We start from the raw sequence: 16,896 nt of genomic DNA on the forward strand, positions 1-16,896 counted from the left end.
AATAGCGTAAAAATTCGTTTATGCAGACAGGCTTGAGGATGTTTTATTCATGAACGCACAATCTGACAATCTAATTGAAGTGCGCAATATGAACTTCACCCGCGGTAGCAGGAAGATTTTCTCTGAGATTAATCTTGTTGTACCTAGAGGGAAAGTGACGGCGATTATGGGCCCTTCAGGGATTGGTAAAACAACTTTATTGCGCCTAATGGGAGGACAAATCCTTCCAGATAGTGGTGAAATTTGGTTTGATGGCGACAATATTCCTGCGCTATCACGTTCTGCGTTGTATCACGCAAGAAAGAAAATGAGTATGCTTTTTCAATCAGGCGCACTGTTCACGGATATGAATGTGTTTGAAAATGTGGCATTCCCACTAAGAGAGCATACTAATTTACCTGAAGCACTCATTCGTACAACCGTGATGATGAAACTTGAAGCGGTGGGTTTGCGTGGTGCCGCCAGTTTAATGCCTTCTGAATTATCGGGTGGTATGGCGAGAAGAGCGGCATTAGCAAGAGCCATTGCGCTTGATCCTGAGTTAATTATGTTTGATGAACCTTTTGTTGGGCAAGATCCTATCACGATGGGTGTACTTGTTAAGCTAATTGATGAACTAAATCATGCATTAGGTGTGACGTGCGTTGTGGTTTCTCATGATGTACCTGAAGTGCTAAGTATCGCTGATTATGCCTATATTGTTGCCGAGCAAAAAGTGATTGCTCAAGGCAGTGCAAAAGAATTACAAGATAACCCAAATAGGCAAGTCAGGCAGTTTTTAGATGGTATTGCTGATGGCCCTGTGCCTTTCCGTTTTCCTGCGGGGGATTATCAGGACGACCTATTAGGACGAGGAAATTAGTACGTGGTAAATTTACTAGCTCGTATTGGCGCTAGAGCGTTAGCGATTTTTGCAACATTCGGTAGAGCAGGCATTATGCTCTTTCGAGCATTAGTCGGTAAGCCTGAATTTCGTAAACAGTGGCCTCTTCTAATGAAGCAACTGTATAACGTCGGCGTTCAATCATTATTGATTATCATGGTATCGGGTTTATTTATCGGCATGGTGTTGGGACTGCAAGGTTATCTTGTATTAACAACCTTTAGTGCCGAAGCTAGCCTAGGTATGATGGTCGCACTCTCTTTATTAAGAGAATTAGGCCCTGTGGTGACTGCATTATTATTTGCAGGTCGAGCAGGTTCTGCATTAACAGCAGAAATCGGCTTAATGAAAGCCACAGAACAAATTTCCAGTTTAGAAATGATGGCGGTTGATCCTTTAAGACGTGTGGTTGCCCCACGTTTTTGGGCGGGTTTAATTAGTATGCCATTCCTTTCACTCATTTTTGTTGCCATCGGTATTTGGGGTGGGGCAATTGTTGGGGTAGATTGGAAGGGAATTGATGAAGGCTTTTTCTGGGCATCTATGCAAGGTGCTGTCGAATGGCGACTAGATTTAGTGAATTGTTTTATTAAGAGTGTCGTGTTCGCCATCACCGTCACTTGGATAGCGCTCTTTAACGGGTATGACGCAATCCCAACATCAGAAGGGATTAGCAGAGCAACAACACGTACTGTTGTTCATTCATCGTTAGCCGTATTGGGTTTAGATTTTGTGCTAACAGCACTGATGTTTGGGAACTAAGTCATGCAAAGTAAAAAAATTGAAATTTGGGTTGGTCTATTTGTTTTGATCGCATTAGCTGCTGTTGTTTTCTTATGTCTGAAAGTGGCTGATATTAAAGAAATGGGTAATCAACCGACTTATCGTGTTTATGCCAGTTTTGGTAATATTGGTGGATTAAAAGAGCGCTCTCCAATTAAAATTGGGGGGGTTGTTATTGGTCGTGTCGCATCTATTTCTTTAAAAGAAGAAAATGAGGGTAACTACCGTCCTGAAGTCGCGCTCGATATTCTGAAAATTTATGACCACATTCCAGAAAGTAGCTCGCTATCTATTCGTACCTCAGGTTTATTAGGTGAGCAATTCCTTGCGTTGAATTTAGGTTTTTATGATGAAGAGTTGGGATCTGATCTGCTAAAAGAGGGTGGAACGATCACAAATACCAACTCCGCTATGGTACTAGAGGATTTAATCGGTCAATTCCTTTATAAAACAGGCGATGGTGATGATTCAGCAAAATCTGAATCTAAACCGACAGAAGAACACGCTACATTACCTTAATGATGAATGCTTATACGATGCATTGATACTTTTTAACATGCGTAATAAATGCATCGTATTTATTGAAACCCTATTTCGAGGAGAAGCGAAAATATGTTTAAACGCTTATTAATGGTCACGCTATTCGTGATAACGCCTTTTGCTATGGCGGTAGATAAAACCAATCCTTATGCATTGATGGATGATGCAGCACAAAAGACGTTTACTAAATTAAAAAACGAGCAATCTGAAATTCGTAAGGATCCTGAAGTTTTACGCCAAATTGTTCAACAAGAATTACTGCCTTATGTGCAAATTAAATATGCGGGCGCATTAGTATTAGGGCCTCATTATCGTACTGCAACACCCGCTCAGCGAGATGCGTATTTCATTGCATTTGAAGCCTATCTTGCTCAAGTTTATGGTCAAGCCTTAGCGATGTATGAAGGACAAGAATACCGTATTGAGCCAGCAAAATCGTTTGCAGATAAATCGAATTTAACTATTCGCGTTACCATTATTGATAAAAATGGTCGCCCACCGGTTCGTCTCGATTTCCAATGGCGCAAAAATAGTAAAACGGGTGAATGGCAGGCTTATGACATGATTGCTGAAGGTGTGAGTATGATCACCACAAAGCAAAACGAATGGTCAGATATTTTAAATTCTAAAGGTGTCGAAGGTTTAACTAAACAGTTAGAAATCAGTGCTAAAACACCGATTACGCTTGAAGAGAAAAAATAAAATGTCAGCCTCGTTAAATTGGGAAAAAAAGGGCGATATTCTCTTTTTACAAGGAACGTTAGATCGAGAAACGTTATTGCCAGCTTGGCAACAGCGCAAAGTGTTATTAGCGGATATTAATATCATTGATATTTCTGCATTAGGCCATATCGATTCGACGGGATTGGCGCTATTTGTTCACCTAAAAGCAGAAATGGAAGCACAACATCGTCAATTTATTATTCACGGCGTCAGCGAACGTTTTCAAACCTTAATTACGCTCTATGATCTTGATGAAATTATGAATATTGCTTAATACCAATTTGGCGTAAAGCAATAAAAAAGCCCCCTTCGTGATACTTTTATCATTAAGGGGGTTTTTGATGGTTTAAGAGTAGCGCGGATTCCATTAGGATAGACAACTGATTATTATTTTAACGTTGAGATTGAGCAATTATGGATACAAATGAAATCAAACAAGTATTAATGGATAGCCTGTCTTTAGATGAAGTCATCGTTAATGGTGATGGTAGTCATTTTCAAGTTGTCGTTGTTGGCGCGATGTTTGAGGGAATGAGCAGAGTTAAACAACAACAAACCATTTATGCCCCTTTGATGGAATATATCGCAGATAACCGTATTCACGCTTTGTCTATTAAAGCCTACACACCTGAAGAGTGGAAGAGAGATCGTAAACTTAACGGGCTTTGATTCCAGTAGGTATACAGCGTACAGCAAAATAAAAAAGAGAGTTCTACAGATGGATAAATTTAAAGTACAAGGACCAACCTGTTTATCAGGTGAGGTCACTATATCAGGCGCAAAAAATGCTGCATTACCAATCCTGTTCGCTGCGATCCTTGCCGAAGAGCCAGTAGAATTAACCAATGTTCCTAAGTTAAAAGATATTGATACAACGATTAAATTACTTAATCGCTTAGGCACTAATGTTAAACGTAATGGCTCTGTTTTTGTTGATGCCCGTAATATCAATGAATTTTGTGCGCCTTACGAGTTAGTTAAAACCATGCGTGCTTCAATTTGGGCTTTAGGGCCGTTAGTGGCACGATTTGGTCAAGGTCAGGTTTCTTTACCCGGTGGTTGTGCTATTGGTGCTCGTCCTGTTGATCTTCATATTACAGGTTTAGAGCAATTAGGTGCTGAAATCACACTGGATGAAGGTTATGTCAAAGCACGTGTTGATGGGCGTTTAAAAGGCGCACATATTGTCATGGATAAAGTGAGCGTGGGTGCCACCATCACTATTATGACTGCTGCAGTGTTAGCTGAAGGCAAAACCATTATTGAGAATGCGGCCAGAGAGCCTGAAATCGAAGATACCGCAAACTTCCTCAATACATTAGGTGCCAAAATTAGCGGCGCAGGTACTGATAGCATTACTATTGAAGGCGTAGAACGCCTTGGTGGTGGTACTTATCAAATTTTACCGGATCGTATTGAAACTGGGACTTTCTTAGTGGCAGCCGCTGTTTCTCGTGGTCGTGTTGTTTGTCGTAATGCTAAACCTGACACATTAGATGCTGTACTGGCAAAATTACGTGAAGCAGGAGCAGATATTGACGTGGGTGAAGATTGGATAAGCCTTGATATGCATGGTAAACGCCCTAAAGCAGTAACACTGCGTACTGCGCCACATCCAGGTTTCCCAACGGATATGCAAGCACAATTTAGTCTTCTAAACTTAGTGGCTGAAGGCGCAGGAATGATAACCGAAACGATTTTTGAAAACCGTTTTATGCATATTCCTGAACTTATCCGTATGGGGGCTCACGCTGAAATTGAAAGTAATACGGTGTTATGCCACGGTGTTGAAAAACTGTCAGGTGCACAAGTGATGGCAACAGATTTACGCGCATCCGCTAGTTTAGTGCTAGCAGGCTGTATCGCTGAAGGCACAACCATAGTTGATCGTATCTATCACATAGATCGTGGTTATGAAAATATTGAAGCCAAATTACAAGGATTAGGGGCAAAAATCGAACGTTTGCACTCTAATGACTAATTTATTTTAGTTATCCCTTTTTAACCATTTAAAACCATAGTACTTTTTGGGTGCTATGGTTTTTTTGTGTGTATGGTTTAGAGGTAAGCCTCAATAGAATAGGATAATTCATAAGGTATTTCTTTCGTTGCAAGATACAGTAAGAAAAATAGATCTGTGCTAGATAAATCATCATAAGCTAAAAGGAAGAAACATGTATGCAGGTAACAAGGAAACAAGAGCATCTTATTCGTCAAGCACTTGATAAATGGCAACAATCAGGTGATATTTCTGAACAAGAACATCAGCAACTAGGAAGTACGTTGCAACGCATTCCCTTTGATTGGAAAAGGCTGAGCCGCTATGCATTTTGGATAGCCATTGTGTGTTTAATTATCGCTGCTGGCAGTATTTTTAGTGACAGTGCTTTAGTCTATTATCTAATTAAACTCTTTAGTTTTTCTGAAATTATGCGAGTAATATCGCCAGCGCTTATTGCTTGCGCACTCTATTTTTGGGGATTTAAGCGCCAACGAAAAGAAACACAATGGCATTACAGCACTGAATTTATTCTCTTTTTAGGTGTGATGTTTACGGCTATTTTTCTTTGGCAACTCGGCGAATTGCTGGACACAGGAAGTGGTCATATTGCTCCTCTCTTTTTAATAGGTTGTATGATTTATGGTGTGATTGGTTTTATTAGTCGCTCATCGTTGGTGTGGTTATTTTTCTTATTAATGTTAGGGAATTGGTTTGGCGCTGAAACGGGCTATATGTCGGGCTGGGGTGCTTATTGGTTAGGCATGAATTATCCTATTCGCTTTGTCTTTTTTGGTGCTGCCTTACTGGCAGGGTGCTATTTTTTACAAAACGTATTGGCGCAGCGCCGTTTATTTACCATGACAAAAATAATGGGATTAACTTATCTCTTTATTGCGTTATGGATAATGTCTATTTTTGGTAATTATGATCCGGATACTTGGTATCGTACTTCAAGTGTAAATTTGTTACCTTGGGCACTGTTATTTGGTGTTGTTTCCGTTATTTGTCTCTACCTCAGCCTTAAAACCGATGATGGCATGTTAAGGGGTTTTGGCCTGACATTTCTGGGTATTAACCTTTACACGCGTTTTTTTGAATATTTTTGGGATAGCTTACACAGTGCGATTTTCTTCTTTGTTTTAGCTATTTCATTGATTCTAATTGGACGAAAAGCTGAAAAGATTTGGCATGCTATTGAACATAATTCACTCACGAGTAAAGCGGATAAAAATGAATAAAATTTTGTTTTATTCGTTGTTGTAATAGGAGATTACTTTGATAGAAAAACGCAGTTGTCATCTTCCACTCGAAGTAAGTTGCGTGGCTTGTCATCACTTTGTGTTTAAAGATAAAGATGAGGCTTATTTTGAAATTTGCCCTGTCTGTGGCTGGCAAAATGATGGCATTAAAGAAGGGCAATATAGCAGTTGTAATCGCAGCACATTAGAGGATTACCGTAATACCGAGAGCTTTAAAGAAAATTGCTTACAAGGTGCGACGTTTTATATGAAATCTCCCCATTAGTCGGTAGTAGGAAAATATTGCTAATTAGGGCTCTCTGGTTGATATTCTGAAATAGTGACGTCAACATTGAGCTCATTGCCTTCACGCAATAACGTAACTGGTAACACCGTACCAGGGCGCGTTTCTGCAATATAATCCATCATTTCCATGGCGGAAGTCGCTGGTGCATGATTAATGCTAAGAATAATATCGCCTGTTTTTATTCCTGCTTTATCGGCTGGACTATTTGGGGTGATCCGGAAAATACGTAACCCTTGGATTTGTTTAATATCAGTATTTGATGAGCGAATTTTAGGTAATTCTTTGGCGGTGATACCAATAAAACCACGAATAACACGGCCATCACGAATAAGCTTGTTCATAATTTTTACCGCCAGCTCGGTTGGAATAGCAAAGCCGAGGCCTTCTGCACTGGGGCGATATCCATTATAAGTCCCTGAATCAAACGTCATGGTATTAATACCCACAAGCTCACCTTCTGTATTAATTAGCGCACCACCAGAGTTACCTTCATTAATTGAGGCGTCTGTTTGCAGGAAATTTTGATAGCGTGTTGGGCTTAATCCTACTCGGCCTGTGGCACTGATGATCCCTTGAGTAATTGTCTGTCCAATATTGAATGGATTACCAATAGCCAGTACCACATCACCAACGTGAGATATTCGTTTGCTATTAATGGCGATGGTTGGGAGTTTATCCGCATCAATTTTTAACACAGCGAGGTCGGTTAAAGGATCGGAACCTACTAATAATCCTTCATAAAGATCGCCATTTTGCAGTGCGACAATAATTTGATCCGCATTATTAATCACATGTTGATTCGTCAAAATATAGCCACGTCCGTCCATAATAACGCCCGCACCTAAAGAGGTTAGTTCACGACCTTCTTGAGAAAAGCTTCCCATGGTACTGCTATAAACATTGACGACAGCTGGAGCGGCACGCCGTACAGCCGTGTTATAGCTAAAAGGTGCATTGAGAAAATCACCATTAAGTAGGCGTTCAATAAAAATAGGGCGAATAGAGGGAACTGCAATCAAAAGAATTGCTGCTGTTAAAAGACCAATCAATGTCGATCGCAGTAACTTAGTTAACATAAAAATCCTGTATTTATGTCTGACTGTGAGATTATTTGCGTAGGAGCGATGAGAATAGCATAGTTTAACTTATGAAAGCATCGCTCAACGCATAAAATCCCCTTTTAATCCAATGAGTCTTATCAATAAAGCACATAAAAAAAGCCCTATAATAGAAATTATAGGGCTAAGGAAATCAATAAATTAGATAGATGAAAGTTTACTTCTTAGCGCGGTGTATTACGTAACAGTAGGTAAATTTCATCATTACCACGCTGAATGTTTAATGCAAGAACAGGGGGTTTTGCATCAATGGCTTTACGTAAATCACCGAGTGATGTAATTGGGGTGTTATTTATACCAATAATCAAGTCACCTTTCTGTAAGCCTGACGCAGCAGCTGCTGAGTCTTTCTCTACAGAATCAACAGACACTGCTTTTATTTGTTTATTTAAGTAGTTACTTAATGTGGCACCTTGTAGTGCTGGAGAGAAGTTATCGGCACGTGTTGCATCAGCAGATTGTTTCTCTAACATCACTTTGACATCCATTGGTTTTCCTTGACGGATTAGACCAATTAAAATTTCTTTACCAGGCGGTGTTGTACCCACTTTAGCGCGTAACTCAGCAAAGCTATTGATACGTTTACCATCAACTGAAATTAAAACATCACCCGGCTTGATACCTGCTTTTGCAGCCGATGATTCAGGTAAAACTTCACTAATAAAGGCACCACGTTGTGCATCAATATTAAAGGATTTCGCCAGATCAGAATTCATTTCTGTACCACGAATACCTAAGATGCCACGTTTAACTTCACCATGAGCAATAAGTTGTTGGCTAAGGTCACGGGCCATATTGCTTGGGATCGCAAAACCAATACCAATATTGCCGCCACCTGGTGCTAAAATAGCGGTATTAATCCCAATGAGTTCACCATTTAAGTTAACTAATGCGCCACCAGAGTTACCTCGGTTGATTGAAGCATCAGTTTGAATAAAGTTCTCTAATCCTTCAAGATTTAGACCACTACGACCTAAGGCGGAAATAATACCGGATGTCGCCGTCTGACCTAAACCGAATGGGTTACCGACTGCAACGGCAAAATCACCTACACGTAACTGGTCTGAGTCTGCCATTTTGATCGCTGTTAAATTTGTTGGCTTCTCAATTTGCAGTAAGGCGATATCTGTTTGTGGATCACTACCAATTAATTTTGCGCTAAATTCACGGCCATCATTAATTTGTAGCTGAATGTTATCTGCGCCATCAACAACGTGATTGTTGGTTAATACATAGCCTTTTTGTGCATCAATAATGACGCCGGAGCCTAAACCTTCAAAAGGGCGAATACTTTGTTGTTGTGATGGAAAATTGGGGCCAAAGAAGAATTTGAACTCTTCAGGCACTTGCTGGCTTTGTACTCGTGTTCCTGAAACATGCACACTGACAACCGCAGGTAGCACTTTATCTAGCATAGGTGCAAGGCTTGGGAGTTGTTCTCCTGATGGCATAACCGCAGGCAATGCAGCCATGCTGGTTGCTGGGATAGTTGAGAGTGAAAGTCCGACACTCATTGCTAATGCACTAAGTAATAATTTTCTTTTTTTAGTCAACATGAATTAGAGTCTCTTGATACAGTTATCAAAATAAAAATTTATTGCTCAAAATGAGCGCGATGTCACTAAGACCTGTACTGACAAAGGAAAGTTCATTAAGACATGATGTGCTTTGCTTCCTTTTACATGGATTTACAAGACAAAAGCTATCTTTAAAACCATAGCAAATAATTGTCATTTTATGATATTTAATAGAAAGAAAAACGCCACATAACTGTGGCGTTTTACGATTAACTGTCTTTTTTCTCTGTGGGTCTGAATAACCCAGATGCGCCTTCGGAATAATCACGAGGTGGCATTTTTATTGGAGACTGATCATTTGCTGCTTCTGATTCACTTAATCGGTAATTAAATGGATTATCTTGAGCAGGCATATCAGGCATCAACTCATTAGAGCTTTTTGCCATATGTTGATATAGCTGACGATAATCTTTCGCCATGTTATCTAATAATTCAGCGCTTCTCGCAAAATGGCTAACAAGTTCATTGCGATAAGTATCCAGTTCTTCTTTTTTCGTGTCTAACTCTGCTTTGATAGCATCTTGTTGGCGAAGGGTACCGTTACCGTAACGCATTGCGAGTGCGCCAATAATAAGACCCACAACTAATCCAATCAGTGCGTAAACCCAAACCATGGCAACTCCTTTTCATCTAATAGTGAGGACGATGGATTCTTATAACATCATAACCGCTAAAAGGCATAGGTGGAATAATATCCTTAAGCTTAATATGAAATTCCTGTGTTACGTTGATGTTAAAACGATTCTTAATGCTTATAATAGCGCTATTCGACAGACACAAATTAGTATGTCAAAAAATTAAGGATAAGAGGGCATTCATGACTGTTAGTACGCCGTTATCACTTTATGAAGCCGCATTAACACAGGGCGATTATCAACCTGATGATGTTCAGCGAAAAACTGTTCTCCATCTTCAACAGATATACCATGCATTATTAAAAGAGACTCCACCAGAAAAAAATTCGCTAGCACAACGATTCTTCGAGCGATTTCGCACAAAAAAACAGATTGTTGCACCTGAACGTGGTTTATATATGTGGGGAGGTGTTGGTCGAGGTAAAACATGGTTAATGGACATGTTTTATCAAAGTTTGCCAACAGAGCGAAAACTGCGACTCCACTTTCATCGTTTTATGTTGCGAGTACAAGACGAATTAAAAAATTTACAAGGCCATGAAGATCCTCTAGAAATCGTCGCGGATGGATTTAAAGCACAAACAGACGTGCTTTGTTTTGATGAGTTTTTTGTTTCTGATATTACGGATGCGATGATTTTAGGCACATTACTTGATGCACTATTTGCTAGAGGTATCACCCTCGTGGCGACATCAAATATTCCTCCTGATGCGCTTTATCGTAATGGGTTACAGCGTTCCCGTTTTTTACCTGCAATAGCGCATATCAAACAGCATTGTGACATTTTAAATGTTGATGCAGGTATTGATTATCGTCTAAGAACATTAACGCAAGCGCATCTTTTTTTATCTCCACTCAACGATGAAAATCGTCAGGAGATGGATAGAATTTTCATGCATTTGGCAAGCAGTGAATCACAAGTTGATTGTACTTTAACCATTAATCATCGCCCCATGAAAGTAAAAAAGGTGTCTAATGGTGTGCTCGCTATTAATTTTTCAACCTTGTGTATGGAACCGCGAAGTCAGCTTGATTATATTGAGCTATCTAAGCATTACCACTCCGTTTTGTTATACGAAATGGAACAAATGGGGACATTAAGTGAAGACGCTGCGCGTCGGTTTCTGGCGCTTGTTGATGAGTTTTATGAGCGTAGAGTGAAACTTATTATTAATGCAAATGTAGAAATGAACGAAATTTACCAAGGTGATTTTCTGCGTTTTGAATATCAACGTTGTCTATCTCGTTTACAAGAGATGCAAAGTGAAGAATATTTAGTACAACCTCACCTCGCTTAATCTTTAATTCTTGAAGAAAGTCATCTTTCATTATGGTAGGATGGCGCAGGTTAAGTTGCTCGATATTTTTTTCTATGAGAATAGAAAGCATTAGGCAACTTACAAGCGCTCTGGAAAGGAACAATTCTTCTCTTCAGGTAGCAAGAATTTATCAGTCAAATCAGAAAAAAGTGCTAGATTCGTTTTTTTCGCTGAAATATTGAAAAAGAATTCAATTGTTTTTCAATTATGACTCGATTTTTTTTTCTGACTTCTCTATAATCTTGCGACCCCACGTTGCAGCAAGTTTTTTATTTCCCAAAAAACTCGCATTTTAGAGTCAGCAGTGCTACTCGAAGGGGTAGGTTTGCTGGACACAAGAGTCGTGTGAACCTCAATAGTATTTGAACCGAGCGTTCACCAACGTGTAACTAAACATTGGGTAATTTTCAATAATGAAAACTTTTACAGCTAAACCAGAAACCGTAAAACGCGACTGGTATGTTGTTGATGCAGACGGCAAAACTTTAGGCCGTTTAGCAACTGAAATTGCTAGCCGTTTACGCGGTAAGCACAAAGCGGAATATACTCCGCACGTTGATACTGGTGACTACATCATCGTTTTAAACGCTGAGAAAGTAGCCGTAACAGGTCACAAACGTACTGACAAAGTTTACTACCGTCATACGGGTCACGTAGGTGGTATCAAACAAGCGACTTTCGAAGAGATGATCGCCCGTAGTCCTGAGCGTGTAATCGAAATCGCGGTAAAAGGCATGCTGCCAAAAGGGCCACTGGGTCGTGCGATGTATCGTAAACTGAAAGTTTACGCTGGATCTGAGCACAACCACGCGGCACAACAACCGCAAGTTCTGGACATTTAATCGGGATAATAGGCAATGGCTGATAATCAATACTACGGCACAGGTCGCCGCAAAAGTTCTTCCGCACGTGTCTTCATTAAGCCAGGTAGCGGTAATATCGTAATCAACAAACGTAGCCTAGAAGTTTACTTCGGCCGCGAAACAGCACGTATGGTTGTTCGTCAACCGCTGGAATTAGTTGATATGCTGGGTAAATTAGATTTATACATCACTGTTAAAGGTGGTGGTATTTCTGGTCAAGCTGGCGCGATCCGTCACGGTATCACTCGTGCACTGATGGAATATGATGAGACTCTACGTTCTGATCTGCGTAAAGCTGGTTTCGTTACCCGTGATGCGCGTTCTGTTGAACGTAAGAAAGTGGGTCTGCGTAAAGCACGTCGTCGTCCACAGTTCTCTAAACGTTAATTTGTTATCTTTTAGATATCAATTTGATGTTGAAAACCCGTCTTCACAGGCGGGTTTTTTATTTTTGACTTGTTTATATTTATTGATAATAAAAACATAATGTTGCTAATGCATTAAGACAATAGTCAGTAAAACAAACTTTATGTGAGATAATCTACGTATTAAAAATCCTATTTTTTAGAATTTAACTCTAAAAATATATTTCATACGATATTATAGTCTTACTTTAAAGGTAGTGTGGCATATTGTGTTGAATTATTTGCATAAGCCCCCCTAAGTAACATGAATTCTGGTAGAATAGCCGACTTCGGTATTTTTCTTTCTCTAATTTCACAATGTTGCCGATGGGTGTATCAAAAGTAATACCCATAATTTATTTAAAAGCCATACCAAAATTATTATGACAAAAATGATTGTTGAATGATTATTTTGGTATTACTTGATAATGATATGTGCCGCAAAGACAGGTGAGTTTTTAACCCTGTAGAATAAGATTATCCCGCGATAACACTTTTATACAGGTAGTTACCCAATGCAGTGAATAACGTAGATGCTTATTTAAGTTAACTGCGTTTGTGTGCTTGTCTTTTAGGAATGGGAAATGAAAAATGCATTGTGCTAATTCATTTCTTTAATTGATTAACTTGGAGGTTTTCATGGCTGTCGCTGCCAACAAACGTTCGGTAATGACTTTGTTTTCCGGTCCGACTGATATTTTCAGCCATCAGGTCAGAATTGTCCTAGCGGAGAAAGGTGTCAGTGTTGAAATTGAACAGGTTGAAGCTGGTAATCTTCCACAGGATCTTATCGATCTAAATCCTTACCAAAGTGTGCCGACTTTGGTTGATCGTGAGCTGACTCTGTATGATTCACGCATCATCATGGAATATCTTGATGAACGCTTCCCTCATCCTCCTTTAATGCCAGTTTATCCTGTTGCTCGTGGTAGCAGCCGTTTAATGATGCACCGCATCGAGCATGATTGGTATTCTTTAATGAACACCATCGAGAAAGGAACTGAACAACAAGCCAACGCCGCACGTAAACAGTTAGCCGAAGAGCTACTGGCTATATCACCGGTATTTAAAGAATATCCTTACTTTATGAGTGAAGAATTCAGCTTAGTTGATTGCTACCTTGCACCACTCTTATGGCGTTTGCCTGTATTAGGTGTTGATTTGAGTGGCGCGGGTGCTAAAGATGTACAGATTTATATGCAACGTGTTTTTGAGCGTGATTCTTTCCTCGCCTCATTAACCGAAGCAGAGCGTGAGATGCGCTTACCTTCAAGAGGATAATTAAGTATGGAGATTATGGATATGTCTCCGCGTCGTCCGCATGTATTACGTGCGCATTATGACTGGATCGTTGAAAACGAATTAACACCTCATTTAGTTGTTGATGTTAATATCGACGGTGTTCAAGTCCCAATGGAATATGCGCATGACGGTCAAATTGTACTAAATATTTCCTCCCGTGCAGTTGATAACTTAGAGTTAACGTTGCATCAGGTTTTATTTAGTGCGAGCTTTGGTGGCATACCTCGTAAAGTACGAGTGCCTATGGCTGCTGTTATGGCTATTTATGCGAGAGAAAACGGTGCGGGAATGATGTTTGAGCCAGAACCTGCTTATGAATCTGGCTCGTCATTAGCGTTTGCAGAAGATGAAAGTGAAGAGAGCACGTTAACGCCCGTTAATGAAGGCTTATCGTTAGTCACTGATGAAGCCGTAGAGGCAGATACACCTTCACCTGATGATGATCCTGAGCCACCTCGTCCAATAGGTCGCCCATCACTGCGTGTTGTGAAATAAAGGTTACCTTAGTCTCACACTATTAATTAGAAAACCCAGTTTATTGTGAACTGGGTTTTTTTATGCGCAAAAAAACGCGCTATATTGCTATAGCGCGTCTTGTTGTTTTACTGAATAGATATTATTTCAGCAATTCTTCTAAACAACCAGTGTAAAGATTAACTGCAGTCATTAATTGTTTTTCATCGAAATCAAAGCCTGCTTGGTGGTGGCCTGCGGTTCTATCAGCACCAACAACGAAGTACAGTGACTTACCACCACAACGTTGTACACGTTTTGCCAATACTGTCGCATCTTCACTTCCGCCGAATGGGCGAGTTGCAACAGCCGTTAACTCAGCATGCTTGCCAACCACTTTAGTCATTACATCAATCAGTTCTTGGTCATTAGTTAGGTCAACGGCTTCACCCATAATTTCGCTTTCCATTTCTAATTGGAAGCTATGTGCTGCACCTTCAGCCATACGTACTGCATTTGCAGCCATAAAGCTGTTGATTTCTTCATTCTCACCACGTACTTCAATTTGCATTTCAGCGTTAGCTGGGGTGACGTTACGGCCTTCGCCTGCTTTTAATACACCGATATTGATACGTGACATTCCTTTACCGTGGCGAGAAATACCCAGCATTTGCGTTGCCGCATGGCAAGCACCGGCTAATGCATTACGGCCTAATTCTGGTTCTGCACCTGCGTGAGAGGGCGCACCTTTAAAACGGAAGTCATATTTAGTGGTACATAAGAAATGTGTTGGATTGATAACAATTTCACCACTGTTTGCAATAAAGCCTAAGTGAGCACCTAAGAAGTAATCGGCGTCATCTGCAATACCACTTTCAGCCATTGCGCGAGCGCCACGTACACCTTCTTCTGCTGGTTGGAATAAAATTTTAACTTTACCAACCACTTTATCTTTATTTTCAACGAGCCAATGAGCAACACCTAAACCGATAGAGATGTGTCCATCGTGACCACAAGCGTGCATTTCGCCAGCGTGGCAAGAAGCAAAGTTCTCTGCATGAGGACGGTGTTTGGTTTCTGTAGCTTCGTTAACACCGACACAGTCGATATCAAAACGCAGTGCTACGGTTGGGCCTGCTTTACCACTGTCAAAGATAGCCACACAGCCTGTTAGCTCTTTCATTTCATCAAGCAGTGCTTCATCAACTTTATGCTCTCTTGCAACAGCAAGGCCTTTATCAACCACTTGGCGACGACGACCAAAAGCAAACTCTTGGTTGATAACGTCTGGACCTACTTTAACGTCTAAACCTAAGCTACGTAATTCTTTGACGATTTTTGCTGTGGTTAAAAATTCTGACCAACCAATTTCTGGATATTGGTGAAACTCACGACGCCATTTAATTAATTTTTCTAGTGTAATTGCTGACATATTCATTTCTCCACTTATAACATGAATAACGCAACAGCGATGACGCCGATAATCATACCTGGTGCAGTACGTTTTGCGATTTCCATAGGGTTAACATTTGCAAGACCAGCACAAACAATCGCAGCACCTGCAAGTGGTGACATAGTACGGCCTAATGCGCCTGATAATGCCGCAGCCATACCCATGTCTGGGATTTCATAACCGAATTGTGCAGCATGAGGTGTCACTGTTTCGTTGAATGCAAATGCTGCTGCGTCACCAGAACCTGTGATGATCCCCATTAAGAATGGCCCTAAAGTACCACCCCAGCGAGCAAATTCAGGTGAGTGAGTTAAGAAATTGATGAACGCATCGATTAAACCTGATGCTTTCAGACCTGCTGCGAATACTGCAGCTGCAATGATGATACCTAACACGTCACCATAAGCATTACCCATACCTTTAAAGAACTCTTTCGTAATTTGGGCAGGGTTAGTTAATGTGATGAACAGTGCATAGATAGACCCAATTAACATAGCCGCAGGCACTGACAGTTTAAAAGTACTGAAAGTTTCAAAGAAAGGCAGAATTAACAGGATTAATGGGATAAAAGGCGCTGTTGCGTATAAGTAATTAGGGCGAATAGCTTCAGGTGTGGTTTGTCCTGATGATGCGTCACCGGCTGCAACTGCCACTTTGTACTCTTTTTTAACTAAAGCAACAACCGCCAGTGAAACTGCGGCAATACCTCCTGCCATTAAGCTATATGGGCTATGGCGAGCAATTAAATCAACCACTTCCATATTAGCCATGTTAGCAACGAAGGCGTTATGTGACATACCTGGGCTTAACATTGAGCCGATAGTACCACATAACACGGCACCCCCAGCGATAGCAGGGTGAATACGAGCAGCAATTAATAATGGAATTAACGTTGCGCCTACCGCCGCCGCACAACCTGCAGCTGATGGGATCGCAATGTTAATGAAATAGGTCACGATAACCGTTGCAGGAATAAGGAAGAAGCCAAGACGAGTCATGACTTTTGATAAAACATGGACCAGATGCATATCGCATTTGGTGTATTTCATAACATAAGCAAAACCCATACTCGCACAGATTGCTTGAATTAATGATGAAGACACCATGCGCTCACTAAATGCGGTAAACGCATCTAATGGGGTTAAGCTTAAAATACAGAGTAATAAGCCCGCACCGATTAGCACCATTCGGGTTTCATATTTTTTTATTAGCAAATAGACAGTTACAATAATAACGGCTACTGCTATCAGTTGCATCACCATAGTGATCCCCTAGTTAATTATGACAAAACTATTA

General features: G+C 40.5%; 19 protein-coding genes. 14 read left to right on the forward strand and 5 right to left on the reverse strand.

What is annotated here, in order from left to right; translation table 11 throughout:
• The first annotated feature begins 49 nt into the window (after positions 1-49).
• From mlaF to INT04_RS14190, 9 genes are all read left to right on the forward strand, one after another.
• Positions 50-862, forward strand: coding sequence for a phospholipid ABC transporter ATP-binding protein MlaF (gene mlaF, locus INT04_RS14150; protein WP_193016748.1), 813 nt, complete (start codon positions 50-52; stop codon positions 860-862).
• A 3-nt stretch (positions 863-865) separates the two neighbouring features.
• A complete protein-coding gene (gene mlaE, locus INT04_RS14155) occupies positions 866-1,645 on the forward strand; it encodes a lipid asymmetry maintenance ABC transporter permease subunit MlaE (protein ID WP_193016749.1) in 780 nt (259 codons plus the stop codon).
• Between the two features lie 3 nt (positions 1,646-1,648).
• Positions 1,649-2,185, forward strand: coding sequence for an outer membrane lipid asymmetry maintenance protein MlaD (mlaD, locus tag INT04_RS14160; RefSeq protein WP_193016750.1), 537 nt, complete (start codon positions 1,649-1,651; stop codon positions 2,183-2,185).
• Between the two features lie 93 nt (positions 2,186-2,278).
• Positions 2,279-2,908, forward strand: coding sequence for a phospholipid-binding protein MlaC (mlaC, locus tag INT04_RS14165; protein WP_193016751.1), 630 nt, complete (start codon positions 2,279-2,281; stop codon positions 2,906-2,908).
• Position 2,909: 1 nt separating this feature from the next.
• Positions 2,910-3,203, forward strand: a complete 294-nt coding sequence (gene mlaB / locus INT04_RS14170; RefSeq protein ID WP_193016752.1) for a lipid asymmetry maintenance protein MlaB — start codon at positions 2,910-2,912, stop codon at positions 3,201-3,203.
• Positions 3,204-3,343: 140 nt separating this feature from the next.
• Positions 3,344-3,598, forward strand: coding sequence for a BolA family iron metabolism protein IbaG (gene ibaG, locus INT04_RS14175; RefSeq protein WP_006535338.1), 255 nt, complete (start codon positions 3,344-3,346; stop codon positions 3,596-3,598).
• Between the two features lie 49 nt (positions 3,599-3,647).
• The gene (gene murA / locus INT04_RS14180) at positions 3,648-4,910 is read left to right on the forward strand and encodes a UDP-N-acetylglucosamine 1-carboxyvinyltransferase (RefSeq protein WP_193016753.1); all 1,263 of its coding nucleotides are present in this window, start codon (positions 3,648-3,650) and stop codon (positions 4,908-4,910) included.
• Between the two features lie 197 nt (positions 4,911-5,107).
• On the forward strand, positions 5,108-6,169 hold the full coding sequence (locus INT04_RS14185; RefSeq protein WP_193016754.1) for a DUF2157 domain-containing protein: 1,062 nt from the start codon (positions 5,108-5,110) through the stop codon (positions 6,167-6,169).
• A 37-nt stretch (positions 6,170-6,206) separates the two neighbouring features.
• Positions 6,207-6,455 carry a CPCC family cysteine-rich protein gene (locus INT04_RS14190; RefSeq protein WP_193016755.1) on the forward strand — a complete coding sequence of 83 codons (249 nt, stop codon included), beginning with the start codon at positions 6,207-6,209 and terminating at the stop codon, positions 6,453-6,455.
• 20 nt (positions 6,456-6,475) lie between these two features.
• Here the strand turns inward: INT04_RS14190 and degS are convergent, their stop codons facing one another.
• From degS to zapG, 3 genes are all read right to left on the reverse strand, one after another.
• Positions 6,476-7,552, reverse strand: coding sequence for an outer membrane-stress sensor serine endopeptidase DegS (gene degS, locus INT04_RS14195; RefSeq protein WP_193016756.1), 1,077 nt, complete (start codon positions 7,550-7,552; stop codon positions 6,476-6,478).
• A 206-nt stretch (positions 7,553-7,758) separates the two neighbouring features.
• On the reverse strand, positions 7,759-9,150 hold the full coding sequence (degQ, locus tag INT04_RS14200) for a serine endoprotease DegQ (RefSeq protein ID WP_193016757.1): 1,392 nt from the start codon (positions 9,148-9,150) through the stop codon (positions 7,759-7,761).
• A gap of 230 nt (positions 9,151-9,380) precedes the next feature.
• Positions 9,381-9,785: a Z-ring associated protein ZapG gene (gene zapG / locus INT04_RS14205; RefSeq protein ID WP_193016758.1), complete on the reverse strand. Its 405-nt coding sequence runs from the start codon at positions 9,783-9,785 to the stop codon at positions 9,381-9,383.
• Between the two features lie 203 nt (positions 9,786-9,988).
• On the opposite strand from zapG, the gene zapE reads away from it, so the two are divergent.
• The 5 genes from zapE to sspB all read left to right on the forward strand — a co-directional run bounded on the left by zapE (position 9,989) and on the right by sspB (position 14,189).
• Positions 9,989-11,104 carry a cell division protein ZapE gene (zapE, locus tag INT04_RS14210; protein ID WP_193016759.1) on the forward strand — a complete coding sequence of 372 codons (1,116 nt, stop codon included), beginning with the start codon at positions 9,989-9,991 and terminating at the stop codon, positions 11,102-11,104.
• A gap of 434 nt (positions 11,105-11,538) precedes the next feature.
• Positions 11,539-11,967, forward strand: coding sequence for a 50S ribosomal protein L13 (gene rplM / locus INT04_RS14215; RefSeq protein ID WP_006535327.1), 429 nt, complete (start codon positions 11,539-11,541; stop codon positions 11,965-11,967).
• Positions 11,968-11,982: 15 nt separating this feature from the next.
• Positions 11,983-12,375: a 30S ribosomal protein S9 gene (gene rpsI / locus INT04_RS14220; protein WP_004245284.1), complete on the forward strand. Its 393-nt coding sequence runs from the start codon at positions 11,983-11,985 to the stop codon at positions 12,373-12,375.
• Between the two features lie 656 nt (positions 12,376-13,031).
• Positions 13,032-13,673, forward strand: a complete 642-nt coding sequence (gene sspA, locus INT04_RS14225) for a stringent starvation protein SspA (protein ID WP_075671425.1) — start codon at positions 13,032-13,034, stop codon at positions 13,671-13,673.
• A gap of 6 nt (positions 13,674-13,679) precedes the next feature.
• A complete protein-coding gene (gene sspB / locus INT04_RS14230; protein ID WP_193016760.1) occupies positions 13,680-14,189 on the forward strand; it encodes a ClpXP protease specificity-enhancing factor in 510 nt (169 codons plus the stop codon).
• A 121-nt stretch (positions 14,190-14,310) separates the two neighbouring features.
• On the opposite strand, the gene INT04_RS14235 is transcribed toward sspB, so the two are convergent.
• Entirely contained in the window at positions 14,311-15,579 is a 1,269-nt protein-coding gene (locus INT04_RS14235; RefSeq protein WP_226894118.1) for an amidohydrolase, read from the reverse strand.
• Positions 15,580-15,593: 14 nt separating this feature from the next.
• The gene (gene dcuC / locus INT04_RS14240; protein WP_193016762.1) at positions 15,594-16,862 is read right to left on the reverse strand and encodes a C4-dicarboxylate transporter DcuC; all 1,269 of its coding nucleotides are present in this window, start codon (positions 16,860-16,862) and stop codon (positions 15,594-15,596) included.
• Between the last annotated feature and the right edge of the window lie 34 nt (positions 16,863-16,896).

The organism is Proteus sp. FME41, assembly GCF_014897315.1.
Lineage (GTDB): Bacteria > Pseudomonadota > Gammaproteobacteria > Enterobacterales > Enterobacteriaceae > Proteus.

Bases quoted from the DNA above. Each gene is read 5' to 3' on its own strand.
- ibaG (WP_006535338.1), top strand. From the start codon at position 3,344: ATGGATACAAATGAAATCAAACAAGTATTAATGGATAGCCTGTCTTTA.
- sspB (WP_193016760.1), top strand. From the start codon at position 13,680: ATGGAGATTATGGATATGTCTCCGCGTCGTCCGCATGTATTACGTGCG.
- dcuC (WP_193016762.1), bottom strand. From the start codon at position 16,862: ATGGTGATGCAACTGATAGCAGTAGCCGTTATTATTGTAACTGTCTAT.
- zapE (WP_193016759.1), top strand. From the start codon at position 9,989: ATGACTGTTAGTACGCCGTTATCACTTTATGAAGCCGCATTAACACAG.
- rpsI (WP_004245284.1), top strand. From the start codon at position 11,983: ATGGCTGATAATCAATACTACGGCACAGGTCGCCGCAAAAGTTCTTCC.
- mlaB (WP_193016752.1), top strand. From the start codon at position 2,910: ATGTCAGCCTCGTTAAATTGGGAAAAAAAGGGCGATATTCTCTTTTTA.
- mlaF (WP_193016748.1), top strand. From the start codon at position 50: ATGAACGCACAATCTGACAATCTAATTGAAGTGCGCAATATGAACTTC.
- sspA (WP_075671425.1), top strand. From the start codon at position 13,032: ATGGCTGTCGCTGCCAACAAACGTTCGGTAATGACTTTGTTTTCCGGT.
- mlaD (WP_193016750.1), top strand. From the start codon at position 1,649: ATGCAAAGTAAAAAAATTGAAATTTGGGTTGGTCTATTTGTTTTGATC.
- degQ (WP_193016757.1), bottom strand. From the start codon at position 9,150: ATGTTGACTAAAAAAAGAAAATTATTACTTAGTGCATTAGCAATGAGT.
- zapG (WP_193016758.1), bottom strand. From the start codon at position 9,785: ATGGTTTGGGTTTACGCACTGATTGGATTAGTTGTGGGTCTTATTATT.
- rplM (WP_006535327.1), top strand. From the start codon at position 11,539: ATGAAAACTTTTACAGCTAAACCAGAAACCGTAAAACGCGACTGGTAT.
- INT04_RS14185 (WP_193016754.1), top strand. From the start codon at position 5,108: ATGCAGGTAACAAGGAAACAAGAGCATCTTATTCGTCAAGCACTTGAT.
- INT04_RS14235 (WP_226894118.1), bottom strand. From the start codon at position 15,579: ATGTCAGCAATTACACTAGAAAAATTAATTAAATGGCGTCGTGAGTTT.
- mlaC (WP_193016751.1), top strand. From the start codon at position 2,279: ATGTTTAAACGCTTATTAATGGTCACGCTATTCGTGATAACGCCTTTT.
- murA (WP_193016753.1), top strand. From the start codon at position 3,648: ATGGATAAATTTAAAGTACAAGGACCAACCTGTTTATCAGGTGAGGTC.
- degS (WP_193016756.1), bottom strand. From the start codon at position 7,552: ATGTTAACTAAGTTACTGCGATCGACATTGATTGGTCTTTTAACAGCA.